The sequence below is a fragment of the Paenibacillus suaedae genome, assembly GCF_032337355.1.
GTDB classification, from domain to species: domain Bacteria; phylum Bacillota; class Bacilli; order Paenibacillales; family Paenibacillaceae; genus Paenibacillus_B; species Paenibacillus_B suaedae.
Map to the genome: position 1 here is coordinate 645,042 of NZ_JAVYAA010000003.1, position 25,932 is coordinate 670,973.

A 25,932-nucleotide genomic window follows, 5' to 3' on the forward strand; every position below is an offset into this window, starting at 1 on the left:
GTCTAACGAATATGGGGAATCGATAGTTACTCTGATAGGAGGCAATATGATGAGTGACGGGAAAATCCTTGGAATTGCATACAATGTCATTCCTGTGGCTAACATCGAGAAATCAGCAGAATGGTATGTGAAACACTTTGGATTTAACATTCGACACCAGCGGGAAGGATATTTAAGTTTGTTTAGGGGCAATAGGCCTATATTAGACTTAATTCAAAGTGATAACGACACGAGAGCCGTATTCGAAATCAACAATAAGAAGAGATGGATCATAACCTTTTTCACAAATGATATTGAGTCTTTACATACCTATTTGAAATCAGAAGACGTGAATGTCGGAAACATTAGCGATGAGGGGAAGTACGGGAAATTCTTTGTATTGGAAGATCTGGATGGCAACCTATTTGATATTTGGGAGAACCACGACTGCGAACTAAATTACTAACTCGTTAGATTTTCAACAAATCAGATGAGGTGACTTCGATGGGTGCTATTATTAGAGAAATCGGAAGTATCTTTATTCCAGTCAAAAATCTTGAAGAGTCCATTCACTGGTATGAGAGCATCTTAGGCTTTCAACTAACCGTAAATTGGGGATTGGGTGCAACATTGAAACTGAATCATACTCCTACTGTATTGGGACTGATACAAGTAGATGAAAAGCAGCCGGTTACATTTAAGAACAAAGATGCATTAATCACACCTTACTATAACTTCTTAACCGAGGATGTCCACTCTGCTCATGAGTATCTGAAGAACAATGGAGTAAACGTGTTTGATATCCGTGACAATGGCGATTTTTATTTAATGGATTTTGAAGATCCAGATGGAAACTTGCTCAGTTTGATTGATTTGAATCAGGATTCAAGATGGCTCAAAAGCTTTACGAAATAATTTCAAAGGAGAAATGAATATGAACCAAGACCAAGTCGAGATTGTTCACCTCCAGGAAAAGAAATTTATCGGCATTCCAGTAACATCTAGTTTTCAGAATCATGACCCAAAGAGAGTTGAAGCTACAAAAGAATCTTTCTTGAATCGCAAACATGAAATCAAAAACGTAATCAATTCACATGAATATGTGTGTCCGCACTTCTCATCGGAAGTACTATTTACTTATTTTTTCTGCATGGAAGTAAGTACTCTTGAGGATATCCCTGAAGGCATGATTGGTTTTACAGCTCCGCCACATTCCTATGCGACAACAAGAACAGAAAAAGACCCTTATGAACAAATCCATACTTACCTTGCAAACAATGGATTTGAAAACAATTCGAAGGCACTTGCACTCGAGGTCTATCAATTTGAAGATCCGGAATGGCCAGGAAAAGTAGATGTATTCGTTCCAGTTATCGATTAAGTAAGCAATATTGAGAACACAAGAGATTGGTATTGCAAATTACTCGGCATGCCAACTGATGGAGAAATATTATTTGGCCATATTTATGTGCTTCCAATGCAGGGGGAAACGAATATCGTATTAGACAGCAAGATATATTCACCAGAACACGTATTCAACATCCCAGTTGTTCAATTCGCTGCAGATAAGCCGATGGGGAATTGTGATTACAGAAGCCTTGAAATCAATATATTTAACAAGGAGGAATACACATAATGGAAATAAAGATAAAAAACTATGCAGTTGTTTCATTGCCGGTTCGTGATCTAGAGGTTTCGGTTAGGTGGTACAATGAGGTACTCAGTATTCCGTTCACTTTCGAATACTCCCCGGGTGACCAAGAGGCTTGGCTTAACGTCGGGGGAGTCGGACTTGGGCTTATTCGATGCCCAGAGGTGCCAAAGCTGGACTTTACGAATAGCAGTGGAGAGCATCAGCCAATCATCTCGCTGGAGGTAGACAATATTCATGAAGTGTACGAGGAGTTAAAGAAGAAAGGGAACGATATCGGCGAAATGGTGTACAAGCCACAGGGCGGGTACGGCTTCACTTTCCGCGATCCGGACGGTCATATGGGGCATTTGTGGGGCGGTTGGCCAAAGGAAGAAAGCTGATTATTTTCTCACACAACAAAGAGGCGCTATTTCATATGGATGTTCCATTGGCCGATTTCGATATATTTTCCGAGGAAGAGAAGCAGATCCTCCTTATCGTTAATCAGTTGAATACAGAGTATCCATTCCATCAATCGATCAGCGAGCTTTTTGAAGCACAGGTTTCCCATACTCCAAGTCATATTGCCGTTGTTTGCGAAGGGCGGCAAATTACTTATAAGGAATTGAATGAAAGGGCAAACCAGGCGACTGATTTAGCAAAATTTATCATCGCTATCCAGGAAGCAATAATCGGCAAGTCGGATGTATTCCTGAGAAACTCCTCCGTGAACGAGATGATGAAACCGTACCGAGATCTATACACGGGGCTAGGTTTTGCGTTAGGCGGACAGGATGAGTATCATCGTTTTGGACAGCAAGGTATTAATGAAGGATACTGCAGCCGCTTTGTTGGCTACAGCAAGCTTGGATACGGGGCAGTTGTGATGGTAAATACAGATCACAGTTTACCGATCATACAAAATATCCTTTCGGCTATTGCCGAAGAGTATCATTGGCCGAACTACTATCCGGGCCAAAAAATAACCATTGAGGTATCTCCAAGCGACTTCACAGATTTTGTTGGGGAGTACGAACTGCATAGTGATTACAAACTGGTAATTGATAGTGATGGAACGAAGCTACTAATTAGTGGGCAAGATCAATCCAAGTTTGAATTGTTTCCGCTCTCAGAGCTATCATATTTTGCTAGATCGGTAGAGATTGAAATTGAATTCATAAAGGTCGAAGATCGCATAATCGGAGTTCTATGCTCGCAGGACCGCGTTCAGCAATTTGGGAAAAAGCTTAGATAGTCACTATTTTAACTGCGTGCCGGTCAAAGGCCGTACAAATGACGGGAGGTTCTCTATATGCTGTATTTGAATCATGCCGATATTTTGGATCTCGGTGTGGATTGGGATGCCAATATTGATGTCATCGAACGAGCGGTTCGTTGCATCGCGAATGAGGAATACTCGCAACCGATTAAACCTTATTTACGATTCCAGAATCAAGCCAACCGCATCATTGCGATGCCTGCCTACGCAGGCGGCGCATTTCAGATCGCGGGAATAAAGTGGATTGCCAGTTTTCCAGATAATATACAAAAAGGATTGCCTCGGGCCAATTCGGTAACGATCCTTAACGACGCGGAAACGGGTGTACCGATAGCAACTATCAATACTTCGCTGATAAGCGTCATACGCACATCAGCCGTGTCAGGCTTAATCGTGAAATACTATGAAAATACGAAACGGCTGGAAAATATTCAAGCAGGCATTGTAGGATTTGGCCCGATCGGTAAATTTCATTTGAAGATGTTATGCTCATTGCTCGGAGAGCGCTTAAGCAAAATATATATTTACGATGTGGCAGGAGTTCAACCAGAGGAAATTTCGCATTTAGAGGGGAAAGTGGAGATTTGCAAGAGCTGGGAAGACGCTTATGTAAACTCGGATATATTTATCACGTGCACGGTGTCCAAATCTGGTTATATAGATCGAAAACCTAAGGACAATGCTCTTATTCTGAATGTATCCTTACGGGATTTTAGGCCTGAAATTCTGAAACACACGAAATCCATTATAGTCGATAACTGGGAAGAGGTTTGTCGGGAAAATACGGATATCCTGCACATGAATGAACAAATGGGATTGCAAAAAGAGCACACGAAATCCATTGTGGACATTGTGCTGGAAAATGAACTAAAACAACGAAGACCAAACGATGCTATCATGTTTAATCCTATGGGCATGGCGATATTCGATATCGCCATGGCCCATCACTACTATAAGCTGGCTATGAACCGAGGGATAGGAACCCTCTTGAGCAGCTAGAAATGAGACAATGCTACAATTAAGGAGGAAGACGCGAAAGCAGTCCATGGGCACCACGGGCGATTGGGCTTCTCATTCTCTTGAGCATGCGGTATCGGCAGTTCACGACATTCCGCATGGCGGAGGTCTTGCCATCTTGTTTCCAAACTGGATGACGTACTCGCTAGATGCCAACATTGGGCGATTCAAACAATTCGCAGAACGTGTTTTTAACATCAATCCTGAAGGCAAAAACGATCAACAAGTTGCTTAAGAAGGTATCGCCGAGCTTAGGAAATTCTTTGCATCCCTTTCTGCACCAAGCAGATTAGCGGATTATGGCATCGACGATTCAACGATTGAATTAATGGCGGATAAAGCAATGATATATGGTGATTTAGGAAACTTTAAGAAATTGAGCCGCTCCGATGTCTTGCATATATACCGGATGTCGCTATAAGAGAACAATAATTCATATTACCGATCCTACTCCTTCCAAGTAAAGCGAGCCAGGATCGGTTTTTATTATGTGTCTGGAGTATGGGAATATGTAGTGATGCCTCACTAATCATCAGCGCTGCTCTATGTTGCAGGATATGACATGCATTTCACTTCGGGATTATTAACACAGTTTAATGTCGGTTGGATTGCCAAGGTGGACAAGGAGCAAGGTGAGCAGTATTTCAATTTCAAGATGCGACGAAATTCTAATCTGGTTCCGTGAACCACATCGTGTCAACCGTATACATATGACTAAGGGCGTGGCCAATAGAAGGAAAAGGGGTGTTCACTTTTTGACTTAGATCCTTGATTCTCTTTTGGAGCGTTTGATTAGGGAAAATTGACTTACGTACTTCGCATCTGTACAATAATAGACAAATGAGATCTATAATATCTTTGAAGGGTATCGTATATTCAATATGATGACACAAGCAAAACCTATTTTAGAGCGCATCTGCAGAACAAAAAGGTTACTAAAGTAACTCAATATGCTTACAATTAATGAAGTTAAGTAACACTCACTTCATCAGAGATGTTTTTTATAGTCTAATTACAGAGATAAGATATCTACAATATACATTATATGCTTTTGTATTATATCGCATTTGAAACCATCACTGAGGAGAAAGCTATGACAGAATTCTGGGAAGCAAGCTTTATTGAGAAACAAATGATGTGGGGATTGGAACCTTCCGACTCTGCTTTTATGGCAAAGGACTTTTTCCTCGAGAAGAAAGTGAAGGACGTATTGATACCTGGTTTTGGTTACGGAAGAAATGCAAAGATATTCTCAGATAACGGAATGCATGTGACAGGTATTGAGATATCAAAAACAGCAATTGATTTAGCTAGGAAAAACGGGGTAAATGCTACTATTTATCATGGTTCAGTGACGAATATGCCATTTGATAACAAGCGATATGATGCGATATTTTGTTACGCCCTGATTCATTTATTGAACCGTCGTGAACGGGAAAAATTGATTCATGATTGCTACAATCAGTTAAATCCCAATGGATACATGATGTTTACTGCTGTTACAAAAAAGGCTCCCATGTATGGCAAGGGCAGAGAACTGAGTAAAGATCGATTTGAGATCATGGAAGGCGTCAAAATGTTCTTCTATGATTCGAATTCAGTAAGACGAGAATTTGAGAAGTATGGATTAATCCAGTTCTCAGAGATTGATGAGCCCAATAAAAATATGAAAAATAAGCCTTCTATGAATTTTGTGATCATAACATGTAAAAAGGAAGCTATATAAGTGTTCAACTCCATCCGTTATTTTAACTGGTCTTCATTCCATATATTGCACATATGCTCTACTAATTTCCTAACTGCCAGCATAGACAAAACACCGCATTGTGGAAGGTGTATGCTATAATTTTTGGAAAAGGAGCGTGGATATCATGTTGACACAGCCACTCGCGGCAGAGTATGGTGAAGCTTTTGCAAATTACATTGGTCTTGTTCCGGAAGGGGATCTTCGGGAGATGCTAGCTGACCAACTAGAGCTGACGACGGAATTATTCGTGAATCTGTCGGAGGAGCAGGGAGATTATCGCTATGCGCCGGGTAAATGGTCCATCAAGGAAGTGCTCGGTCATATCGCTGACACGGAACGCGTCATGGCATATCGGTTACTGCGCATTGCGAGAGGGGATCAGACACCTCTGCCAGGATTCGATGAGAATTTGCTCATGAGCGGTGCTGCATTCGCTTCAATGCCGATGTCCGAGCTGATCGAGGACTATCGAGCCGTCCGTCAATCGACACTTACGCTGCTGCGCGGTCTTACCGACGAAGCTGTACTGCGGATCGGTACCTCGAACAATATGACGATCTCGGCGTGTGCGCTTGCATATATGATTGCGGGGCATGAGCTGCATCATCTGAATGTGCTGAAAGAACGGTATTTGGGAGAATAGAGGATGATGGTAGAGGTAAATAAAGACTCATTACTATGAAAATCAAAGCCGCGAGGATTTTTCCTTGCGGCTTATTTGTGTTCTAAGAATGAAACTTCGACGAACTCTAGGAAGTCTGCCGTTGTTTTCATTACGGATTCAGGACATACACTAGCGATGTATTGGTGGAAAAAGGCTTATAATTCGCCCTTTTCCAATCTCTCAATCAAGGTGAAAATATCAATGCCAAGCAGAGTTGATTTTTTCGGTTCACGAATAACGGGAGGTATTTTGAACATTGGGAAGTTTTCTTCCATTACGTAAGTTTCGATCCGCCGCTGATTATTTGGCTTGCATTGCTTTGCAAGCCCCTCTGTATAGAGAAGTTTGGCTCGTAAGGCTTCAAATGAATAGCCCCTGCCTAAACGGTTAATGACACGGATAAGGCTTTTGAGAGAATCCGTATAGGCGTTTGTAAAGCGATGGTCGAAGTAGGTGAATATCTCTTCTTCCCAGTTCGTCACGGCCATAATTAAAGGCTCAAAAGCGGATTGGAGTTCCTTTGGTATTTTAGATCTCCAATTGAGGTATTTGAGGAACGCTATTTGTCTTGTGTTGCTTTCCCAAATATCGAAAAAGGACTCCTTTATTTCATAAGCAATCCCCAGTAAAGGGTGATTATTCGTCCATAGGTCAAGCGTTATCTTATCCATCTCTGTAAGCTCTTTGTGGCGTTTTAGGAGGGTAAAACGGTCGTGGGTAGAACGTCTAACAAAGTACATTCCTTAATGTTGGTTAACATGCATCTTGGCTTGATAATGTGTATTCCGTGAATCCCAAGCCAATTAGGAGTTTCAAACCGAATGGCTTCTTTAAGACGATTGATGTAATCACGAAAAATGTTACGTATCGTTTTTTCATTCAATCCAACATCCTCGGATATGCTGACAAACGTACGTTTAAGGCATTGCTTTTCTATATAAGACAATAATCGCTTGGTGCAGTTTCGCCTCTCGTCTATGGTGTGGTCTAAGCGATCCCAAAAGGTTCGATTGCAATCTCTACAGCGATACCTCTTACGCATTATATGAAGTCCTGCACGCTTGCCGTAAAGAGGCAAATCCATACAAACATGTTCCCTGTTACCGTGTTTATAGAGGTTCGCTATGCATCCACAATGAGGGCAAGCTAAAGGGGGCGAGTTCGTCACCACTTGTATTAGAATATCAAACTCATTCTCACTAATACTTAGTATGTTGAATTTTGGAGGATTTAGAATATCCATTGAATTTCTTATATGCATTCAAGATGCAAATTCCTTTTTTGTTTTCGAGTGAATCGTCAAAATACCACTTAATATAAAAAATAACAACGAACCAGCAAAGCAAATGGCTGCAAAAATGCCTACGGCATAAAAACCGTTAAAAGCAGCATAAATCATGCCTGCGATCCAAGAGCCGAGTGTTGTCGCAGCGTACATGATCGAATTGGCCAGGCTTGAGATCGTGCCACGGATTGTCGGATTTAACGAATTCAGCAGTCCCAAAATCAGCGGAAATGCGATTCCCATATTAGCAAATATTAAAAAGTATATACCTTCGAAAGCCGTAACCGATGAGAGGTAAGGCAAAGCAATAAAACATGCAATAGAGACAAGAAAGCCCACAACTATCGTATTGAAACGGTAGTCAAAGCCGCGAGGATTATTCCTTGCGGCTTACCAGCGATGTATTCACTATCAATCGGCTCTATTACTACGAAGTAATAACGATATCAGGGCGGACATGCCGCAGATTACGCCTGCCGCAAGGAATGCACTATGGTAACCGGCTAGCTGCGCCACTACGGCTGTACTCCCATACTCTGCATGTAGAGTCGTCATAGAATGAGAGAGTGTCACTAGTATGGCTATACCAAGTGCCCCGCCAAGTTGACGTGCTGTATTTTGCAAACCGGAAGCAAGACCTGTGTCCTGTGCCGGAATGCCCGCAAGCACAGCTTGGATGGCGGTCATTAACATCAATCCTAGTCCACATCCAACAAGCAAACTTGGAAACAAGAACTCAGAAATATAGTCGGGTTGAGCTGGCAACCAATTGAACCAGACAAATCCTGCAGCGGCCAAGAGACCACCTAGAAAAGGAAGTCTTTTAAATCCGGCGGCACGAAGTGAACGGGATATAATCGAAGTAATAGCAAGCATAGCCGCCATAGGCAGCAGCGCTAATCCCGTTTGCAGCGGACTGTATCCGCTGATTTGCTGTAAGCTTAGGGATGAAAATAACACGTTGGCTGTTAGAGCTCCACCAAGTCCGAGTACCATGAAAATGCCAATCCGTACATTCCAGTGGCGGAAAATGCTTAGACGTATTAAAGGTGCAGCTGTGTTTTTTTCAATAGCGATGAACACCAGCAATAGCACAAGCGCACCGGCTAACGAGCACAGAACAACTGGAGATTTCCAACCCCGTTCAAGCGTCTGTGTGATTCCAAAAATAAAGGCCGTCAGGGCAAGCGTAATTGTAACAGCTCCTGGTATATCCAGCTTGGCGGGGTTATTTTCTTTCGACTGTGGAAGCAGGCAAATGGCAACCATACCGCTGAGCACAACCCCGATCGGAACGTTGACAAACATTACCCAACGCCAGTTGATTACGCTCGTTAGCACACCGCCAATCACTACTCCGAACGCAGATGCAATAGAAGAAGAGGCTGCCCATAACGATATCGCCCGATCTTGCTTGGCACCTCTCGGATATGCTGCAACGATTACAGTTAATGTAGATGTGGCGAGCACTGAGCCTCCCAGTCCTTGTATGGCACGTGCCGCTAATAACATGGGGCCTGTTGTTGCAAGTCCGCCGGCGAGGCTGGCTAAAGTAAATAAGATAAGTCCAGACTGAAGTATTGCTCTTCTGCCATAAATGTCGCTGGCACGTGCCGCAAGCAGCATAAAACCACCTAATGTCAGCAGATAAGCATCAATCACCCATTGCTGTTCAGCAACAGAAAGACCCAGATCCGTTTGCATGGCCGGCAAAGCAACATTTACAATCGAGCTGTCCATGACGACCATAAAGGCGCATAAACAAGCAACTAATGCGGCGATCCATGCAGGAGTGCCTTTTTTCAGCAATGACGACCCGCTTGGGGCAGATAAATTTACAGATTTAGATGACATCGAGATCCCTCCAAAAAATGTGCTGGTTGAAATCAATCATTAGACATTGGTCTGTTCCTTATTTTAGAATAGGATCAACGATGTACGATAACGCTAATTGGACAAAAAATAACGAGAAATGGCCAAAAAAGGGGTGTTGCAAAATGACCACAGAAGAGATAGATAAGAGTGATTGGCTGGAAGGGCCTTCGTTAATTGCTTTTTGGGGCAATGATGATTCTGACAACCCTTTCCGGCTTGGAACACGTGAATACGATTGGCACAGTCATCGGCGAGGACAGTTTTTTTGTGTGGAAAGCGGGCTAATCCATGTGCGAACTGCAACCGGTTCCTGGTTGCTGCCTCCCCGCCGTGCAGGGTGGATTCCGCCGGATGTAGCGCATAAGGTTACAGTTAGTGGAGCCATGAGCGGCTGGAGCTTACTGCTTACACCTGAAATCAGCAGAGACTTATCACATACTCCGTGTGTCATCAATGTAAGTGAGCTCATGCGTGCGCTTGTGCAGCGAACGGTGTCGTGGAGGGATCAAGAAATCCTGGAACCTCATCAAGAAAGAATAATCGCGGTTTTGCTCGATGAGATTAAAATCGCTCCGCTTGAGCCATTACATTTGCCCTTACCGGTTGATCCGCGCCTTTTGCGCATAACGGACGCGATCCTGCAGCAGCCCGAAGATAATCGTACGCTTAACGAATGGGCCGTTTGGGCAGCATTATCTCCACGTACATTGCGCCGCTTAATATTGGCAGAAACCGGGTTGACCTTTGCGCAGTGGCGCCAACAGGCTCGTCTCACGCTTGCATTGGAAATGCTGGCGCAAGGGGATTCTGTAGGGATGGTAGCTGATGCGCTTGGCTATGGAACTCCGAGCAGCTTTATTGCGATGTTCCGCCGCGCATTCGGTGATTCTCCATCGCATTATTTGGCGGTCAGACGCGAATTGAAACATAACCTTCCACATACTCCTAATCACTGAATGGGGTATACGGACGGAAAATAACTAGAATTGTATTCTATCTTTATACTTTCCTTAGAATTCGCTGTTACGATGTCTTTGCAAACAAAAGAGTAGCGAGAATGGATTTCTAAGGAGGAGTATTTTCATCATGCAAGCAGTACAACGATTAAAAGGATTGATAGCTCTAGGTATGGCGTTTACGCTCGTTCTATCCCCGTTCAATGCCTCAGCGGCAGCGCAAAAGAGTGACGGAGTGAAGGAAAATATACGGGAGATTACATCGACAACGTCATCGAATTATAAAGATTTAGAGTTTCTGAAGCCGATCTTGAAGGATAAGACGGTCGTCAGTCTCGGTGAGAACTTCCACCGTGTTGCGGAATACAGCAGCATGAAGACAAGATTGATTAAGTATTTGCATGAAGAGTTGGGGTATGACGTGATTGCATTTGAATCCGGACTTGGGGATGCCTTCATGACGAACGAGAATGCCCGCAACTTGACCCCGAAAGAGATGATGCAGCAATCGATATTCCCAATTTGGCACTCCAAGGAGACGCTGAATCTGTTCGAATACATCAAGAAACAGCAGGGAACCAAAAACCCGCTCCATCTCGCAGGTTATGACATGCAATTCACTTCGGGCTATCTCACACAGTTTATTGCCGGTTGGATTGCCAAGGTGGACAAGGATCAAGGTCAGCAATATTTCAACTTCGAGATGCAAGCAATGACGGATTTGTATAAGGTGCTTAATGAATATGGCATGGAGGATGGCCATCCAGAGGCGAAGGCGGAGATTAAAAAAGTAAAGGATACATATGAACCGAAATATAAGGCGCTGATCGAATTCATCCAAACAAACAAGAAGGAGCTCGGCGCAGCTTACCCAGCCAACCCGCATATGGTGGATATTGCGATCAAGACGCTCGAAGATCGAGTAAAATTCATCGAGATGGGGATGTACGATACGAAGAAAAGCTATGAATTCCGAGACCGTATTATGGCTGACAACGTCGAATGGCTAATGAAGGTGATGTATCCCGGCAAAAAAGTGATTTTATGGGCACATAACGATCATTTGGCGAAGAATACATCTAAGATTCAGACCAAAGAGCAAGGAAAATGGATCGGCAGCTTCACCAGCATGGGCGAACTGCTCCATAAGAAGCTGAAGGATAAAGCTTATGTAGTCGGGCTCTATATGAACAGCGGCAAGGCAAGCACCATTACGACGCAGAAGCTCTTCGATATTAAGCCAATGCCGAAGGGAAGTCTGGAAGAGTTGATGATGCAGAGCGGGTACAAAATTGCATTTGCCGATCTATCCAAACATAAGTCACCGAAGCAGAGCAATTCATGGATGTTCAAGCCGATCTATGCAGCGGAGGATGGCATGACATCCGAGATTATCGCACCGATGTCAATGCGATTCGTTCCGAGAGAACAGTTCGACGGCATCATCGTCTTCGATAAAGTGAAGGAACCGACAACGAAGTTCTAATCGAGATTTATCCTATATGATGGAAAAATCGAAATAGAATGATAATTGTAATCGAGCATGAAGCGGGTATATGCCGTACAATGGTGGTGATTATTACATCAACGAACCAACGAACTCGAAACGGGAGATCACGAACAAAAATACGACACTATCATTGCGACGACAGAACTGGAAACGCACAGTGCCCCTAGGAAGGTGCTGTGCGTTTCTTTTGGATATAATTTCAACCTATGGAACTATCAATCACTGAAAAGAATGATTGTTCATCTTCATTCTATGCTGTAGTAAGATCAAATCCGTCTTCGATAATACGGCTCGGTTCCGTGTTCCCGGACTATTCAGCATATGCCATGCTGTGTATTGTTCAGCATACGGATTGGCAGCAGACATTCCGTCGACTGGAACTACTACATCATACCCACGGAATGCAGCAGCAGTAGCTGTGTGGAGAACCGCTCCATTTGCCGCATAACCCGTTACAATAACCGTTCGAATATGATTCCTCTGCAAAATCTGCTCTAACTCTGTGTTATAGAATTTATCTACGTTTGATTTCACAATTGGCTCGTTCAGCGTAGGGCGCAGTAGATGAGTAATATCTGAAGCATTTCCTGTATGTGTGAGACTATAGACAACTAACATCCCTGACTTGCGTGCTTCCGTCAATAAGTAATTAATTTTAGGAATAGATGCAACACAGAGGGAATTGTTACATATCGAATCCTCCATATCCAAGATGAGGAGTGCGGTACTTGTCGGATCAATGGAGACCGCTTTTAACTCTGGGGCCGGTGGAGGAATCACATCACTCCATTCGTCGATGATCGTATGATCAGTTCGCCAATTGCCACATATGGGACAACGATACCTCATAATAACCCTCCAAGATGCTTCTTTCCATTAGCCTATGTAACCGATTAGAAAAAGTGTATGGCGTAAATAAGGTGAGCCCTTAACCAAATCAAATGGCTATATTTTTTTTGCATCGTTACTATGCACTATATGTATTTCACGATTGGAACGATGGTTAATAAAATAAAGGAAACCGCAGTATGCAGCGGCACAATTGTCGGAGGGATACGATATGAATAACACCGAATTTGGTCAAGTCCAGAACCGGCACCAAGCACTGGGGTTATCAGATCAGCAGGTTCTTGACATGTATCAGCATATGGTTCTGGCGCGAAAAGTAGATGAACGGATGTGGCTGCTCAATCGTGCGGGAAAGATCCCTTTTCTCGTTTCCTGCCAAGGCCATGAAGCAGCTCAGGTAGGGGCGGCATATGCGCTTGATCGAACGAGAGATTTTCTGTGTCCCTATTATCGGGACATGGGTATGGTCGTTGCTTTCGGGCTGACAGCACAGGAATTAATGCTTTCCGCTTTCGCTAAGGCAGAAGATCCAACGAGCGGCGGACGCCAAATGCCAGGTCATTACGGGAGCAAAAGCCGGAATATTCTTTCGGGCTCTAGTGTCGTGTCGAGCCAAATTCCGCACGCAGTTGGAATCGCTTTATCTGGGAAAATGCAAGGAAAAAGGCTAGTTGCATTAACGGCCTTCGGGGATGGCGGCAGCAACCAAGGGGAGTTTCACGAAGCGGCTAACTATGCCGGGGTACACAAGCTGCCTGTCATTTTCATGTGTGAGAACAACAAGTACGCCATATCGGTTCCATTCTCCAAGCAGGCGGCTTGCGAAAGCATCGCGGATCGGGCAAAGGGATATGGGTTTCCCGGCATCAGTGTGGATGGAAATGATCTATTAGAAGTATACAAAGTCACAAAAGAGGCGGCCGATCGGGCAAGAAGAGGTGAAGGGCCAACGCTTATCGAGACGGTGCTATATCGTTTAGTCCCGCATTCAAGCGACGATGATGATCGAACCTATCGTTCCCGTGAAGAAGTGGAAGAAGCCAAGAAGCGGGATCCGCTCATAACCTTCAGCAATTATCTGAAAGCATCGGGGCTATTAAATGATCATAAAGACATGGAGATCCATGACCGGTTACGCATGGAGGTCGATGAGGCCACGGAATATGCGGAGAATGCCCCGGATTCAGCTCCGGAAGATGCCCTTAAGCACGTTTATGCAGAATAGGGGGAGTGAGGAGAAATGGCCGTAATTTCTTATCTTGAAGCAGTGTCCCAAGCTCTTCGAGAGGAAATGCAGCGAGATAGCAGGGTATTTGTATTAGGAGAAGACGTCGGAGTGCGTGGGGGCGTATTTCGGGTTACACAGGGATTCCAGGAAGAATTCGGGGAACAGCGGGTTATCGACACGCCGCTATCGGAAGCAGCCATTGCTGGCGTATCGATTGGAGCAGCCGCTCATGGAATGAGGCCTGTTGCAGAAATTCAGTTCGCCGAGTATATCATGCCTGCCGTCAACCAAATTGTGAATGAAGCAGCCAAAATGAGATACCGCTCAAACGGAGATTGGAACTGTCCCTTGGTCATCCGTGCCCCTTATGGTGGAGGAGTTCGCGGAGCCCTCTATCATTCGCAAAGCGTAGAAGCGATGTTTTGCTGTATTCCTGGTTTAAAAGTCGTCACGCCTTCCACGCCGTATGATGCCAAAGGCCTGCTAAAGGCGGCCATCCGCGATGAAGATCCTGTTCTTTTCTTCGAACATAAGCGATGCTACCGCTCGATCAAGGGAGAAGTGCCAGACTCGGATTATACGGTACCGATCGGGAAGGCGGATATTAAGCGGCAAGGGGAAGACATCACGGTTATTTCTTACGGACTTTCTTTGCATTTTGCGATAAAAGCGGCAGAGCAGCTTTCTAAAGATGGATACAGCGCTCACATTCTGGATTTACGTACCCTCTATCCTCTGGACAAGGAAGCTATTGTAGAGGCTGCTCGCAAAACCGGCAAGGTGCTCATTGTTCATGAAGACAACAAGGAGGGCGGCGTTGGAGCTGAAGTAGCTGCTGTCATCGCAGAAGAATGCCTTTATGAATTGGACGCGCCAATCAAACGTCTCTGCAGTCCGGATGTCCCCGCTATGCCTTACAGCTTGCCAATGGAAAAGTTCTTCATGCTCAACCCGGATAAAGTATATCAGGCCATGAAAGAATTGGCCGAATTGTGAGCCGACGGGAGGAGAATATGGCTAAGAAAATCGTCATGCCCCAGTTAGGCGAAAGCGTAACGGAAGGAACCATCTCCAAGTGGCTCGTCAACGTCGGGGATAAAGTCAATAAATACGATCCTGTATGCGAAGTGCTGACAGATAAAGTGAATGCGGAGGTTCCTTCTTCATTCAGCGGCACGATAACCGAAATTGTCGTTCGAGAAGATGAAACGGTAGCAGTAGGAACGCTGCTCTGCTGTATTGAGGAGGAAAAACAAACAGGCACGCCAATTGAATCCAAACCGGCTGCCGCCGCCCCAAACGAGGAGACCGATGATTCAACTATGCAATCAGCCAAGCAGCAGCGCTATTCGCCGGCCGTACTCAAACTGGCGCAAGACTACAACCTGGATCTTTCCTGTATAGAGGGTTCGGGCACTGCGGGACGCATCACCCGAAGAGACATCTTGCAAATCGTACAAGGAAAGAAACAGTCTGAAGACTCCCCAGCTCAGCAACTCGAATCTCCAGCTCAGTCATTATCACAAGCGGCAGCATCAGTTCCCGATATTGCGTTACCGTCCGAAACATTTGATGCCTTATCTGCTGACCATTCTACCATTCATCAATCCGACGAGAAGATCCCAGTTACCGGCATCCGCAAAACCATAGCCAAGCGAATGGTACAAAGCAAGCAGGAAATTCCGCACGCATGGCTTATGGTGGAATGTGATGTCACGAATTTGGTTAGTTATCGCAGCCAGATTAAAGAGGAATTTAAGAAAAAAGAAGGACTCCAGCTCACTTATTTGCCATTCTTTATTAAGTCGGTAGCAGAGACTCTAAAGGAATTCCCTATTTTAAATTCGCAGTGGACAGACAATCACATCATCGCCAAAAAAGCGATTCATATCTCGATTGCCGTTGCCACCGAGAATGCCTTATTCGTTCCTGTCATTAAGGACGCCGACCAAAAAAGCATTTTCGGTCTAGCCAAAGCGATAGACGAAATGGTCACGAAAACGAGAGAAGGCAAATTAACGCAGGCGGATCTAACTGGCGGAACGTTTACCGTGAATAACACAGGCTCCTTCGGCTCCGTGCTTTCAGCCCCGATCATCAATCCACCGCAGGTAGCCATTTTAAGCATGGAAGCCATCGTCAAGCGTCCGATCGTCATCAATAACATGATTGCCGTTCGCGATATGATGAACATTTGTCTTTCCTTGGATCACCGGGTTTTGGACGGTCTTGTGTGCGGCCGCTTCTTGAAGAGAGTCAAGCAAAAGATCGAAAGTTACGGCACGGACATCGGACTATATTAAAAGGGAGCGATGAACTCATGCATTTTGATTTAACCGAGGAACAAGCGTTGATCAAAAAAATGATGCGCGATTTTTCGGAGGGCGAGGTTGCCCCAGGCGCGGATGAACGGGATCGTACGAAGCAATTTCCGAAGGATGTTTTCGAGAAATTAACGAAGCTGGGCGTCATGGGCCTGCCATTTCCCGAACAATATGGCGGCGGCGGAGCGGATACCATTAGCTTTGCAATCACTGTAGAAGAATTGAGCCGGGTCTGTGCTTCCACGGGCATTACCTATTCAGCCCATATTTCATTAGGCGGAGCACCGATCCATTTATTCGGAACACACGAGCAAAAGAAAAAGTACTTAACTCCACTCTGTACAGGAGAATACATGGGCGCGTTCGGGCTGACGGAACCGAATGCAGGCTCTGATGCAGGTGGAACCCAAACGACAGCGAAGCTGAATGGGGATCAGTGGATCATTTCCGGCTCCAAATGCTTTATTACCAATGCAAGCTATGCCAAAAACCTATCCCTCACAGCCGTTACGGATCGCACTAAAGGGACGAATGGAATCAGTGCGTTTATCGTGTCTACAGATGCGCCAGGATTTACGTGCATTAACAATTATGAAAAAATGGGGCTGCATTCATCAAATACAACGGAATTAATTTTACAAGATGTAACCGTTCCCAAAGAAAATCTTCTAGGGAAAGAAGGGCATGGATACAAGCAATTTTTAGCTACGCTTGACGGAGGCCGAATCGGTATTGGGGCGATGGCGGTCGGAATTGCCCAAGGGGCTTACGAAAAATCGCTTCAATATGCCAAAGAAAGAAAACAATTCGGCCAAAGCTTATCCTCCTTTCAAGCGATCCAATTCAAGCTGGCCGACATGGCCATGCATATTGAACTCGCACGCACGATGGTGTATAAAGCGGCATGGCTTAAGGATAAAGGCAGGAAGTTCAAGAAGGAGGCGGCGATGGCCAAATTATTTGCCTCCGAAATATGCATGAAAGCATGCGATCAAGCCGTACAAATCCATGGCGGTTATGGATATATGAAGGAATACCAGGTTGAACGATTCTTCCGGGATGCCAAGCTGCTTGAGATCGGGGAAGGAACTTCGGAAGTGCAACGAATGGTCATTGCACGCCAGATCGGTTGTTAAAGGGGATTGGTTCTATGTTCAAAAAGATTCTAATCGCCAACCGAGGCGAAATTGCGGCTCGAGTGATCCGCACTTGCAAAGCGCTGGGCATTGCCACCGTCAGCATCTACTCGAAAGTGGATAAGGAAGCTCCTCATGTCAAAATGGCAGATGAGGCCTACGAGGTCGGAAATCCCAAAGTAACAGATAGCTATTTAAAAATCGACAAGATTATAGAACTCGCCCAGCTTTCACAAGCGGACGCGATTCATCCCGGATATGGGCTTCTCTCGGAAAATGCGGAATTTGCACGCCGTTGCGAGGAAGCGGGTATTGTATTCATCGGCCCATCATCAGATGTCATCGCCCGCATGGGCAGTAAAATTGAAGCCCGAAACAGCATGGAACAGGCAGGCGTGCCTGTTGTTCCCGGCATTTCCTGTGCATTAGCAGATGCGGATGAAGCAGCACAGGCAGCCGGCCGAATCGGTTATCCGGTTATGCTGAAAGCCTCAGCCGGTGGTGGCGGCATCGGCATGCAGATCGTGAATAACGAATCAGAGATAAAGCAAGCATTTGAAGGGAACCAGAAGCGTGCCTCTAATTTCTTCGGAGATGGGGCCATGTATCTAGAGAAGGTTGTAGAAAATCCACGGCATATCGAAATTCAGATTTTAGCGGACGCCCAGGGAAATACCGTCTACTTGTGGGAGCGGGAATGTTCGATACAACGGCGTCATCAAAAAGTCGTGGAAGAAGCTCCCTCACCCTTTTTAGATGAACTCACACGAGAAAAAATGGGAGAAGCGGCGGTTAGAGCCGCTAAATCCATCGGATACCGGAATGCCGGAACCATCGAATTTTTAGTCGACGAGCACAAAAATTTCTATTTCCTTGAAATGAATACTCGTCTGCAGGTGGAGCATACGATCACTGAAGAGATTACTGGCTTGGACTTGGTTGCAGAGCAGCTGCGCATTGCGGCAGGACATTCCTTGAACTTCGGTCAATCTGATGTGAAACGCGAAGGCCATGCGATTGAAGTACGGATATATGCGGAAGATCCGAAGACGTTCTTCCCATCACCAGGAATCATTACGAAGTTCGCTATCCCTGAAGGAGACGGAATTCGCCATGAGCTGGCTGTACATGACGGTTCTGTAGTCACTCCCTTCTATGATCCGATGATTGCAAAGCTCATCGTCGCAGGGAAGGATCGCGATGAAGCGATTGAGCGGCTTCAACAGGCGCTGGCCGATTATCAGGTTGAAGGCATCAAGACCAACATTCCAATGCTGCAAGAAGTCATCGCGCATCCAGCATTCCGTTCAGGCGAGACAACAACAGGCTTTGTTGCGAAATATGTACTGGAGCAGACATAACTGTATCGGATAAGGCCTCGGCGAGTTACCGTAAGGCTATTCGTAAAAAAGGAGGTTATTCAGATGAGCAAAATCGTGGCGGTTATGGCGGGGAATGTATACAAGATTCTTGTCAAGCCTGGGGATCAAGTCGAGGCAGGGCAAAATGTAGTCGTGTTGGAATCGATGAAAATGGAGATCTCGATTACGTCTGGCACCGGAGGAACGGTAAACAAGGTCAACGTGAGCGAAGGCGACTTTGTTGATGAAGGAGATTTGTTGATCGAGCTTGATTAAACGGATGCTGGGGGTTGGGGGAGATGAACTGGCCGGCGAGAGTGACGATCAAAGAGGTTGGTCCAAGGGACGGACTGCAAAATGAGAAGGTTTTCGTTGCAACAGAAGATAAAATCGCTTGGATCAACCAATTGTCCCGTACCGGAATTACATCCTTAGAAATCACTTCATTTGTGAATCCGAAGTGGATTCCAGCACTGGCAGATGCCGCTGAAGTTGCCAAAGGGATTGAGCGAATGCCTGGCATTACGTATTCGGCACTCGTTCCGAATCGGCAGGGCCTAGAGCGAGCACTTGAGACCGATGTAGATGAGGTGGCCATCTTTATGTCTGCCAGTGAGACCCACAATCAAAGAAATATCAACAAGTCAATAAACGCTACGTTTCCCATTCTGCATGAAGTCGTGCAAGCAGCCCATTCCGCTGGAAAATCAGTCCGCGGTTACGTGTCAACGGTTTTTGGCTGCCCCTATGAAGGTCCTATTTCTATCGACGAGGTCGTTCGTGTATCGGAAACGTTGTTCGAAATGGGAATTGGCGAATTATCTCTAGGGGATACAATTGGCATTGCGAATCCGAAGCAGGTACAAGAGGTATTGGAAAAGCTGCTAAAGCGTTTTGATGCCGAGAAACTGGCTCTGCATTTCCACGATACGCGTGGAACGGCGCTGGCTAATATTCTAGCGTCCATGAACATGGGGATCACAACATTCGATGCCTCTGTCGGAGGGTTGGGCGGATGCCCGTATGCACCTGGAGCCTCCGGCAATGTCGCTTCAGAGGACTTGTTGTTCATGCTGGATTCAATGGGCATTCAGACGGGGATCAATCAGGAAAAGCTTCTCTCCGCGGCGCGTTATATTCAGGAGAAGATCGGAAGAACCTTGCCGAGCCGGAATCTTCAGGTCAGCAGCTCGAACGTATGAGCAGGTACATGATGTAGGAGAATGATTCGGTACTAGGAAGGAGGGGCGATCATGGAAAAAGCCGTACTGGTCTCCAATATGGGAAATGGAATTGTGCTTATCACGTTGAAACGGCCGGAAGCTGCCAATGCGTTATCCATCAAGATGCTCGAACAATTGCGTGATGCGGCAAATGCATGTAAATTGGATCGGGCTGTTCGCTGTATTATCATCACAGGCGCTGGAGAGAAAGCCTTTTGCGCAGGTGCTGATTTAAAAGAACGCGCAGGGATGGACATGAGCCAAGTGCGTAGAACGGTATCTTTCATTCGAGAGACCATCAATGATGTAGAAGCCTTGCCCCAGCCGGTCATTGCCGCGGTAAACGGAGCCGCTATTGGCGGGGGAATGGAATTGGCCTTGGCCTGTGACATTCGGATTGCTTCCACAACAGCCGCATTCGCCCTTGCAGAGACTTCACTTGGAATTATTCCCGGCGCAGGAGGAACACAGCGGCTGCCGAGGCTGATCGGGAAGGGGCGGGCGAAGGAGCTCATTTTCACGGCAAGAAAAATCGACGCTGAAGAAGCAAGGAACATCGGACTGGCAGAGGCTGTGACACCGCCTGAATTCCTGATAGATAAGGCCTTGGAAATAGCAGGCCGTATTGTTCGAAATGCTCCTATCGCTGTGACTCAGGCCAAATTCGCCATCGATAAGGGATTGGAAGTGGAGCTGAACACTGGACTTGCGATTGAGCAGCATGCATATGAAGTCACAATTCCGACAAAGGATCGCTTAGAAGGACTGCAGGCGTTCAAAGATAAACGTCCTCCCATATTTAAGGGCGAGTAACAAGCATATCGCAGATAAGGAGGAATAGGGGATGTCCATCGAATTCAATCCGGAGGAGCTGCAGGAACGTGTCTCACGAATCCTCGAAGGAGGGGATCCGTCTTATCATCAAAAGAATGCGGAAAAAGGGAAGTTATTTGTTCGCGACCGACTAAAGCTACTGTTTGATCCGGGTTTCGAGCTGGAGGATGCGCTGTTCGCCAACTGCGCCGCAGAAGATCTTCCGGCGGATGGCGTCGTTACGGCGATTGGGAAAATGAACGGAAGAATCGTATGCGTAATGGCCAATGATTCTACGGTAAAAGCCGGATCGTGGGGATCGCGTACGGTAGAGAAGATCATTCGCATCCAAGAGACAGCTGAGAAAATGAGAGTGCCATTAATTTACCTCGTGGATTCCGCAGGTGCCCGCATTACAGATCAGGTCGAGATGTTTCCTGGCAGACGCGGAGCGGGCCGAATTTTTTACAATCAGGTCAAGTTGTCGGGCAAAATTCCTCAAATTTGCCTGCTGTTTGGCCCTTCGGCTGCGGGTGGAGCCTACATTCCAGCATTTTGTGATATCGTGATTATGGTAGATGGAAATGCATCCATGTATCTCGGTTCCCCGCGGATGGCGGAGATGGTAATCGGAGAAAAGGTTACGCTAGAAGAAATGGGCGGTGCGCACATGCACTGCTCGATTTCAGGGTGTGGGGATGTGCTGGCGAAGAATGAAGAAGAAGCCATTTTGATGGCGCGGCAATATCTCTCTTACTTTCCCTCCCATTTTTCCGAACAACCGCCGGTTGCGAAATCAGTGGCACCACCATCCTTTGAGAAATCATTGGAAGAGCTCATCCCGACCAATCAGAATGCCCCGTTCAATATGGTTGATCTGATTGACCGTATTATCGACGAGGGATCATTTTTTGAGATGAAGAAGCTGTTTGCCGGTGAGCTTATTACAGGACTGGCACGAATGAATGGGAAACCGGTCGGGATCATTGCCAATCAGCCACGGGTGAAGGGTGGCGTGCTGTTCCTCGATTCAGCGGATAAGGCAGCCAGATTTATTACGCTTTGCGACGCATTTCATATCCCGCTTCTATTCCTTGCCGACGTCCCTGGTTTTATGATCGGCACAAAGGTGGAGCGGGCAGGAATTATCCGCCATGGGGCGAAAATGATTTCAGCGATGTCCGAAGCAACCGTGCCTAAAATTTCAGTAATCGTTCGCAAAGCGTACGGAGCGGGTCTTTACGCGATGGCTGGTCCAGCATTTGAACCGGATTGTTGCCTCGCACTGCCTACAGCTCAAATCGCGGTGATGGGGCCAGAAGCTGCAGTCAATGCCGTCTATGCCAATAAAATTGCTCAATTGCCTGAAAGCGAGAGGGCTGCTTTTATCGAACAAAAGCGTGAAGAATATAAGCAGGACATTGATATTTACCGACTGGCCTCCGAAATGATTATTGACGGAATTATTCCCGCCAATTCGCTGCGTACCGAGTTAGTGAACCGTTTTGCGGCTTATTCATCAAAGGCTGTCGTCTTCTCAGAGCGCAAGCACCCGGTATATCCGGTTTAATCCATTGGCATATTTGAACAGCACTAAGCGTTTAACGGCGCGAAGTGCTGTTTTTGGCATGTTAGGCATATCATGATCTTGAGCCAAGGGATGAATGGTTTGGATACCACTTTGCCTGTAGGGGAAGGAGGAAGATCCGGATCACATGGATATTAAACAACTTCATTATTTTGCAGAAGTAGCCAAGCATAAAAATTTTACAAAAGCTTCGCAGGTGTTGTATGTTTCTCAGCCGTCCATCAGCAAGATGATCAAGAGTCTCGAGGATGAATTGGGCGTTATGTTGCTTGACCGTTCCGACAGGGAAGTTGTACTCACCGATACAGGAAGGCTGGTTAACGAGAAAGCTTTAAAAATTTTGCAGATGCTAGAGGATATATCTTCTTCCGTAAATGAGCTGGTTCACGTGCAAAGAGGAAAAGTGACAATGGGGATCATGCCTACAATTAGCGCATTGCTTTTCCCAAAAATCATTTCCGGATTCAAGAAGAGCTATCCCAAGATTGAGATTCAAATGGTAGAATACAGCGCGAAACAAGTAAAGATGCAGATGGAGCAAGGAAATATCGATTTTGGGGTCACGGTGCTGCCGGTGAACACGCAGCTGTATCGAACGGTTTCCTTGTTAACGGAAGAACTGGTTGTCATCGTGAGTAATCATCACTGGCTGGCTGGAAGGAAATCCGTCAGCTTGACCGAATTGCAGAATGAGCCCTTCATTCTGTTCACCAAGGAATTTGCCCTTCATGATGTAGTTGAGCAAGCATGCTTGCAGGCTGGGTTCGAACCCAAGGTGGCTCATTTGACCTCTCTATGGGATTTCTGCTGCGAGATGGTAGCTTCGCAACTAGGAATATCATTGATTCCCCGATCGATGGCGAACCGATTGCATCATCTTGCCATTCATGCCGTTACCGTGTCCCAACCGGAAATCGCTTGGGAGCTGGCTCTCATTTATCCTCGGGATAAATATCTTTCTTATGCATCCCGCGCGTTTATCTCCTATATCAAGGCCAATCCGCCGAATCAACCGGGATTATGACAGTGGCTGAAGAAATTGGATGAAGCGGAGTCCAAAACCTATTAAGGTTTTAGACTCTTTATTGGAGACTTCACCCAATCATCATTGGATTACGGTAAATAGTAAAGCGAAGGGAAGCATTTATTTCACTTTTTTGCAATTTTGTATGCCGAGAACTGCATTCGCCGGACAATAGCGGGTTGTGCCTGTAATGATAGGAACCAATCCAATTAATCCCCACCATTTTCTGTAATAAAGTCCCGTAAAGATGATTGCAGCTCCAACCGATATTCGAATCGCTTGTTCCGTTTTTCCAACATTACAGTTCACGTACTTTACACCTCCATAAGCTACTGTCAATTTGCTCATACACCATTTAGAGTTGCCGCATAATTATGGTTTGAAATACGGCACATTCTCATGCGTGGAATTGATTGGTTCGAATCTTCCTTTTTATGTAACAAGTTCATCGACACTCTCCTAATGTAATGCTTAGGGGAGTGTTTTATTTCACTCTTTCTACAAAAGGGATATTCTTAGTGATTTAGGATTTTATATACAATAATAGAATCAAAAAGAAAAGTCCTATAATTTGAAAATATTACTCTAAATAATCGAATTAGACTTAAAAATATTTTATTCATGTCATAAAAGTTATGAAGTTTCGTATTATTTCTTAATAAAAATATAAAAATTTCATACCAAATTACCGATAAAAAAATTAATGTAGTACATTAGTACTACAATTTTACATAAAGAGGGGTAATTGTATGAAGAAAAAATCAAACTATGTGAAAGGAAGGAAAGTACTCGTAAGTCTGTTAGTGAGTTTGCAAGTGTTTACTTTTGCGAGTATTTCCTCCGCTGCACCCAACGAATCCAATGATATTGATCTTGGAATCGCAGGCTTGAACTATAATCGTAATGAGGTTTTGGCTGTACAAGGGGATCAAATCAGTAGTTTTGTTCCCAAAGAAGGCATTCAGTCCAATGGTAAATTCATCGTGGTTGAACGGGACAAAAAATCACTTACAACGTCACCCGTAGATATTTCAATCATTGATTCGATCACGAATCGCACTTATCCAGGCGCAATACAGCTTGCAAATAAGGATTTTGCGGATAATCAGCCTAGTCTGGTTATGGCTGCGAGAAAGCCAATGGATATTAGCATTGATCTGCCTGGGTTGAAGAACGAGAACACAATTTCCGTTCAAAATCCAAATTACGGCAGCGTATCTAGTGCCATTGATCAGCTCGTATCGACTTGGGGCGAGAAGTATTCCAGCACGCATACACTCCCAGCTAGATTACAGTATGCTGAATCCATGGTTTATAGCCAAAATCAAATTTCCAGTGCACTGAATGTGAACGCTAAAGTGCTTAACGGAACGCTTGGAATCGACTTTAACGCGGTCGCAAACGGCGAGAAAAAAGTGATGGTTGCTGCTTATAAGCAAATCTTCTATACCGTAAGTGCAGGACTGCCCAACAATCCATCGGATCTGTTTGATGACAGTGTGTCATTTGCTGAGTTAGTACGTAAAGGGGTTAGCAATGAGACTCCGCCGTTGATGGTATCAAACGTAGCTTATGGCCGTACCATTTACGTCAAATTGGAGACGACCTCCAAGAGCAATGATGTACAAACGGCATTTAAATTATTGCTCAATAATCCTAGCATTCAGGCTAGCGGACAGTACAAAGATATTTATGAAAACAGTTCGTTTACTGCCGTTGTACTAGGTGGCGACGCGCAAACCCATAACCAAGTTGTTACGAAAGACTTCAATGTTATCCAAAGCGTAATCAAGGACAATGCAGAATTCAGCAGCAAGAATCCAGCTTACCCGATTTCATATACAAGCGTCTTCTTGAAAGACAATTCCATCGCTGCCGTTCACAACAATACCGAGTATATCGAGACGAAAACGACGGAATATACGAAGGGTAAAATTAAGCTTGACCATAGTGGTGCATATGTAGCTCAGTTTGAAGTATATTGGGACGAGTTTTCATATGATGAAAATGGACAAGAAATCGTGACTCGTAAAAGTTGGGATGGAAATTGGCGCGATAGAACTGCTCATTTCTCAACAGAAATCCCACTTCCGCCTAATGCCAAGAACATCAGAATTTTTGCAAGAGAATGCACAGGTCTTGCTTGGGAATGGTGGAGAACAGTTGTTGATGAATATAACGTTCCGTTAGCTAACGATATTAATGTTTCGATTTGGGGAACAACGTTATATCCGAAATCATCCATTACTCACTAATTAATATGAATACATGGACATCTCCTCATTCATTTGGGGAGATGTTTTTTTTGCTTTAGCATCTCTTCTTTATCCCCATTTATGATAGGATTTGCACTAATTACATCTGGAGTGAGAAAATTTACGGGGTTTATACAAAAATTCTTTGTACTATTTGTATACTATGATAAACTTGATCCCGAATAC

24 protein-coding genes and 4 pseudogenes are annotated in these 25,932 nt (G+C 45.1%); 23 read left to right on the plus strand and 5 right to left on the minus strand.

What is annotated here, in order from left to right; translation table 11 throughout:
• The first annotated feature begins 49 nt into the window (after nucleotides 1–49).
• The 10 genes and pseudogenes from RQP50_RS16175 to RQP50_RS16215 all read left to right on the plus strand — a co-directional run bounded on the left by RQP50_RS16175 (nucleotide 50) and on the right by RQP50_RS16215 (nucleotide 6,298).
• On the plus strand, nucleotides 50–445 hold the full coding sequence (locus tag RQP50_RS16175) for a VOC family protein (protein ID WP_142542310.1): 396 nt from the start codon (nucleotides 50–52) through the stop codon (nucleotides 443–445).
• A gap of 38 nt (nucleotides 446–483) precedes the next feature.
• Nucleotides 484–894 carry a VOC family protein gene (locus RQP50_RS16180; RefSeq protein WP_072729426.1) on the plus strand — a complete coding sequence of 137 codons (411 nt, stop codon included), beginning with the start codon at nucleotides 484–486 and terminating at the stop codon, nucleotides 892–894.
• A gap of 19 nt (nucleotides 895–913) precedes the next feature.
• Nucleotides 914–1,360 (plus strand): GyrI-like domain-containing protein, encoded by a 447-nt coding sequence (locus tag RQP50_RS16185; protein ID WP_185929320.1) that lies wholly within the window; start codon nucleotides 914–916, stop codon nucleotides 1,358–1,360.
• 9 nt (nucleotides 1,361–1,369) lie between these two features.
• A pseudogene (locus RQP50_RS29345) lies at nucleotides 1,370–1,528 on the plus strand (VOC family protein); the annotation flags it as partial.
• Nucleotides 1,529–1,614: 86 nt separating this feature from the next.
• Entirely contained in the window at nucleotides 1,615–2,013 is a 399-nt protein-coding gene (locus tag RQP50_RS16190; protein WP_072729423.1) for a VOC family protein, read from the plus strand.
• Between the two features lie 35 nt (nucleotides 2,014–2,048).
• Complete coding sequence (locus RQP50_RS16195) at nucleotides 2,049–2,867, plus strand: serine hydrolase domain-containing protein (protein ID WP_315746036.1); 819 nt, start codon at nucleotides 2,049–2,051, stop codon at nucleotides 2,865–2,867.
• A gap of 57 nt (nucleotides 2,868–2,924) precedes the next feature.
• Nucleotides 2,925–3,890 (plus strand): 2,3-diaminopropionate biosynthesis protein SbnB, encoded by a 966-nt coding sequence (gene sbnB / locus RQP50_RS16200; protein WP_315746037.1) that lies wholly within the window; start codon nucleotides 2,925–2,927, stop codon nucleotides 3,888–3,890.
• A gap of 43 nt (nucleotides 3,891–3,933) precedes the next feature.
• Nucleotides 3,934–4,329: pseudogene (locus RQP50_RS16205) on the plus strand (NADH-dependent alcohol dehydrogenase); the annotation flags it as partial.
• 672 nt (nucleotides 4,330–5,001) lie between these two features.
• Nucleotides 5,002–5,634: a class I SAM-dependent methyltransferase gene (locus RQP50_RS16210; RefSeq protein WP_315746038.1), complete on the plus strand. Its 633-nt coding sequence runs from the start codon at nucleotides 5,002–5,004 to the stop codon at nucleotides 5,632–5,634.
• Nucleotides 5,635–5,779: 145 nt separating this feature from the next.
• Complete coding sequence (locus tag RQP50_RS16215; RefSeq protein WP_072729418.1) at nucleotides 5,780–6,298, plus strand: DinB family protein; 519 nt, start codon at nucleotides 5,780–5,782, stop codon at nucleotides 6,296–6,298.
• A 176-nt stretch (nucleotides 6,299–6,474) separates the two neighbouring features.
• On the opposite strand, the pseudogene RQP50_RS29465 reads toward RQP50_RS16215, so the two are convergent.
• From RQP50_RS29465 to RQP50_RS16235, 3 genes and pseudogenes are all read right to left on the minus strand, one after another.
• A pseudogene (locus RQP50_RS29465) lies at nucleotides 6,475–7,562 on the minus strand (transposase).
• 18 nt (nucleotides 7,563–7,580) lie between these two features.
• Nucleotides 7,581–7,961, minus strand: a pseudogene (locus RQP50_RS16230) (MFS transporter); the annotation flags it as partial.
• A 54-nt stretch (nucleotides 7,962–8,015) separates the two neighbouring features.
• Nucleotides 8,016–9,458: an MFS transporter gene (locus RQP50_RS16235; protein ID WP_315746041.1), complete on the minus strand. Its 1,443-nt coding sequence runs from the start codon at nucleotides 9,456–9,458 to the stop codon at nucleotides 8,016–8,018.
• Between the two features lie 143 nt (nucleotides 9,459–9,601).
• On the opposite strand from RQP50_RS16235, the gene RQP50_RS16240 reads away from it, so the two are divergent.
• Together RQP50_RS16240 and RQP50_RS16245 are read left to right on the plus strand one after the other, a co-directional pair.
• Complete coding sequence (locus tag RQP50_RS16240) at nucleotides 9,602–10,435, plus strand: AraC family transcriptional regulator (RefSeq protein WP_315746042.1); 834 nt, start codon at nucleotides 9,602–9,604, stop codon at nucleotides 10,433–10,435.
• Between the two features lie 130 nt (nucleotides 10,436–10,565).
• The gene (locus RQP50_RS16245) at nucleotides 10,566–11,921 is read left to right on the plus strand and encodes an erythromycin esterase family protein (protein ID WP_315746043.1); all 1,356 of its coding nucleotides are present in this window, start codon (nucleotides 10,566–10,568) and stop codon (nucleotides 11,919–11,921) included.
• Between the two features lie 243 nt (nucleotides 11,922–12,164).
• Here RQP50_RS16245 and RQP50_RS16250 read toward each other — a convergent pair whose 3' ends face one another.
• Complete coding sequence (locus tag RQP50_RS16250; protein ID WP_315746044.1) at nucleotides 12,165–12,794, minus strand: cysteine hydrolase; 630 nt, start codon at nucleotides 12,792–12,794, stop codon at nucleotides 12,165–12,167.
• 211 nt (nucleotides 12,795–13,005) lie between these two features.
• Between RQP50_RS16250 and RQP50_RS16255 the strand changes: the two genes are divergently transcribed.
• From RQP50_RS16255 to RQP50_RS16300, 10 genes are all read left to right on the plus strand, one after another.
• Complete coding sequence (locus RQP50_RS16255; protein WP_315746045.1) at nucleotides 13,006–14,019, plus strand: thiamine pyrophosphate-dependent dehydrogenase E1 component subunit alpha; 1,014 nt, start codon at nucleotides 13,006–13,008, stop codon at nucleotides 14,017–14,019.
• Between the two features lie 15 nt (nucleotides 14,020–14,034).
• On the plus strand, nucleotides 14,035–15,018 hold the full coding sequence (locus RQP50_RS16260; protein ID WP_021253413.1) for an alpha-ketoacid dehydrogenase subunit beta: 984 nt from the start codon (nucleotides 14,035–14,037) through the stop codon (nucleotides 15,016–15,018).
• A gap of 17 nt (nucleotides 15,019–15,035) precedes the next feature.
• On the plus strand, nucleotides 15,036–16,325 hold the full coding sequence (locus RQP50_RS16265; protein WP_072729412.1) for a dihydrolipoamide acetyltransferase family protein: 1,290 nt from the start codon (nucleotides 15,036–15,038) through the stop codon (nucleotides 16,323–16,325).
• A 17-nt stretch (nucleotides 16,326–16,342) separates the two neighbouring features.
• Entirely contained in the window at nucleotides 16,343–17,482 is a 1,140-nt protein-coding gene (locus RQP50_RS16270) for an acyl-CoA dehydrogenase (RefSeq protein WP_315746046.1), read from the plus strand.
• 14 nt (nucleotides 17,483–17,496) lie between these two features.
• Nucleotides 17,497–18,843 carry an acetyl-CoA carboxylase biotin carboxylase subunit gene (locus tag RQP50_RS16275; RefSeq protein ID WP_315746047.1) on the plus strand — a complete coding sequence of 449 codons (1,347 nt, stop codon included), beginning with the start codon at nucleotides 17,497–17,499 and terminating at the stop codon, nucleotides 18,841–18,843.
• A gap of 63 nt (nucleotides 18,844–18,906) precedes the next feature.
• Nucleotides 18,907–19,119, plus strand: a complete 213-nt coding sequence (locus RQP50_RS16280; RefSeq protein ID WP_021262912.1) for an acetyl-CoA carboxylase biotin carboxyl carrier protein subunit — start codon at nucleotides 18,907–18,909, stop codon at nucleotides 19,117–19,119.
• A 23-nt stretch (nucleotides 19,120–19,142) separates the two neighbouring features.
• Nucleotides 19,143–20,045, plus strand: a complete 903-nt coding sequence (locus RQP50_RS16285; RefSeq protein WP_315746048.1) for a hydroxymethylglutaryl-CoA lyase — start codon at nucleotides 19,143–19,145, stop codon at nucleotides 20,043–20,045.
• A 51-nt stretch (nucleotides 20,046–20,096) separates the two neighbouring features.
• Nucleotides 20,097–20,879, plus strand: coding sequence for an enoyl-CoA hydratase (locus RQP50_RS16290; protein WP_315746049.1), 783 nt, complete (start codon nucleotides 20,097–20,099; stop codon nucleotides 20,877–20,879).
• A 31-nt stretch (nucleotides 20,880–20,910) separates the two neighbouring features.
• Nucleotides 20,911–22,449, plus strand: a complete 1,539-nt coding sequence (locus RQP50_RS16295) for an acyl-CoA carboxylase subunit beta (protein ID WP_315746050.1) — start codon at nucleotides 20,911–20,913, stop codon at nucleotides 22,447–22,449.
• Nucleotides 22,450–22,594: 145 nt separating this feature from the next.
• Nucleotides 22,595–23,491, plus strand: coding sequence for a LysR family transcriptional regulator (locus RQP50_RS16300; protein ID WP_315746051.1), 897 nt, complete (start codon nucleotides 22,595–22,597; stop codon nucleotides 23,489–23,491).
• A 120-nt stretch (nucleotides 23,492–23,611) separates the two neighbouring features.
• On the opposite strand, the gene RQP50_RS16305 is transcribed toward RQP50_RS16300, so the two are convergent.
• Entirely contained in the window at nucleotides 23,612–23,800 is a 189-nt protein-coding gene (locus RQP50_RS16305; RefSeq protein WP_021262917.1) for a YgaP family membrane protein, read from the minus strand.
• A 440-nt stretch (nucleotides 23,801–24,240) separates the two neighbouring features.
• Here RQP50_RS16305 and alv point away from each other — a divergent pair, with 440 nt between their 5' ends.
• Nucleotides 24,241–25,746 carry a cholesterol-dependent cytolysin alveolysin gene (alv, locus tag RQP50_RS16310; RefSeq protein ID WP_315746052.1) on the plus strand — a complete coding sequence of 502 codons (1,506 nt, stop codon included), beginning with the start codon at nucleotides 24,241–24,243 and terminating at the stop codon, nucleotides 25,744–25,746.
• Nucleotides 25,747–25,932 lie beyond the last annotated feature (186 nt).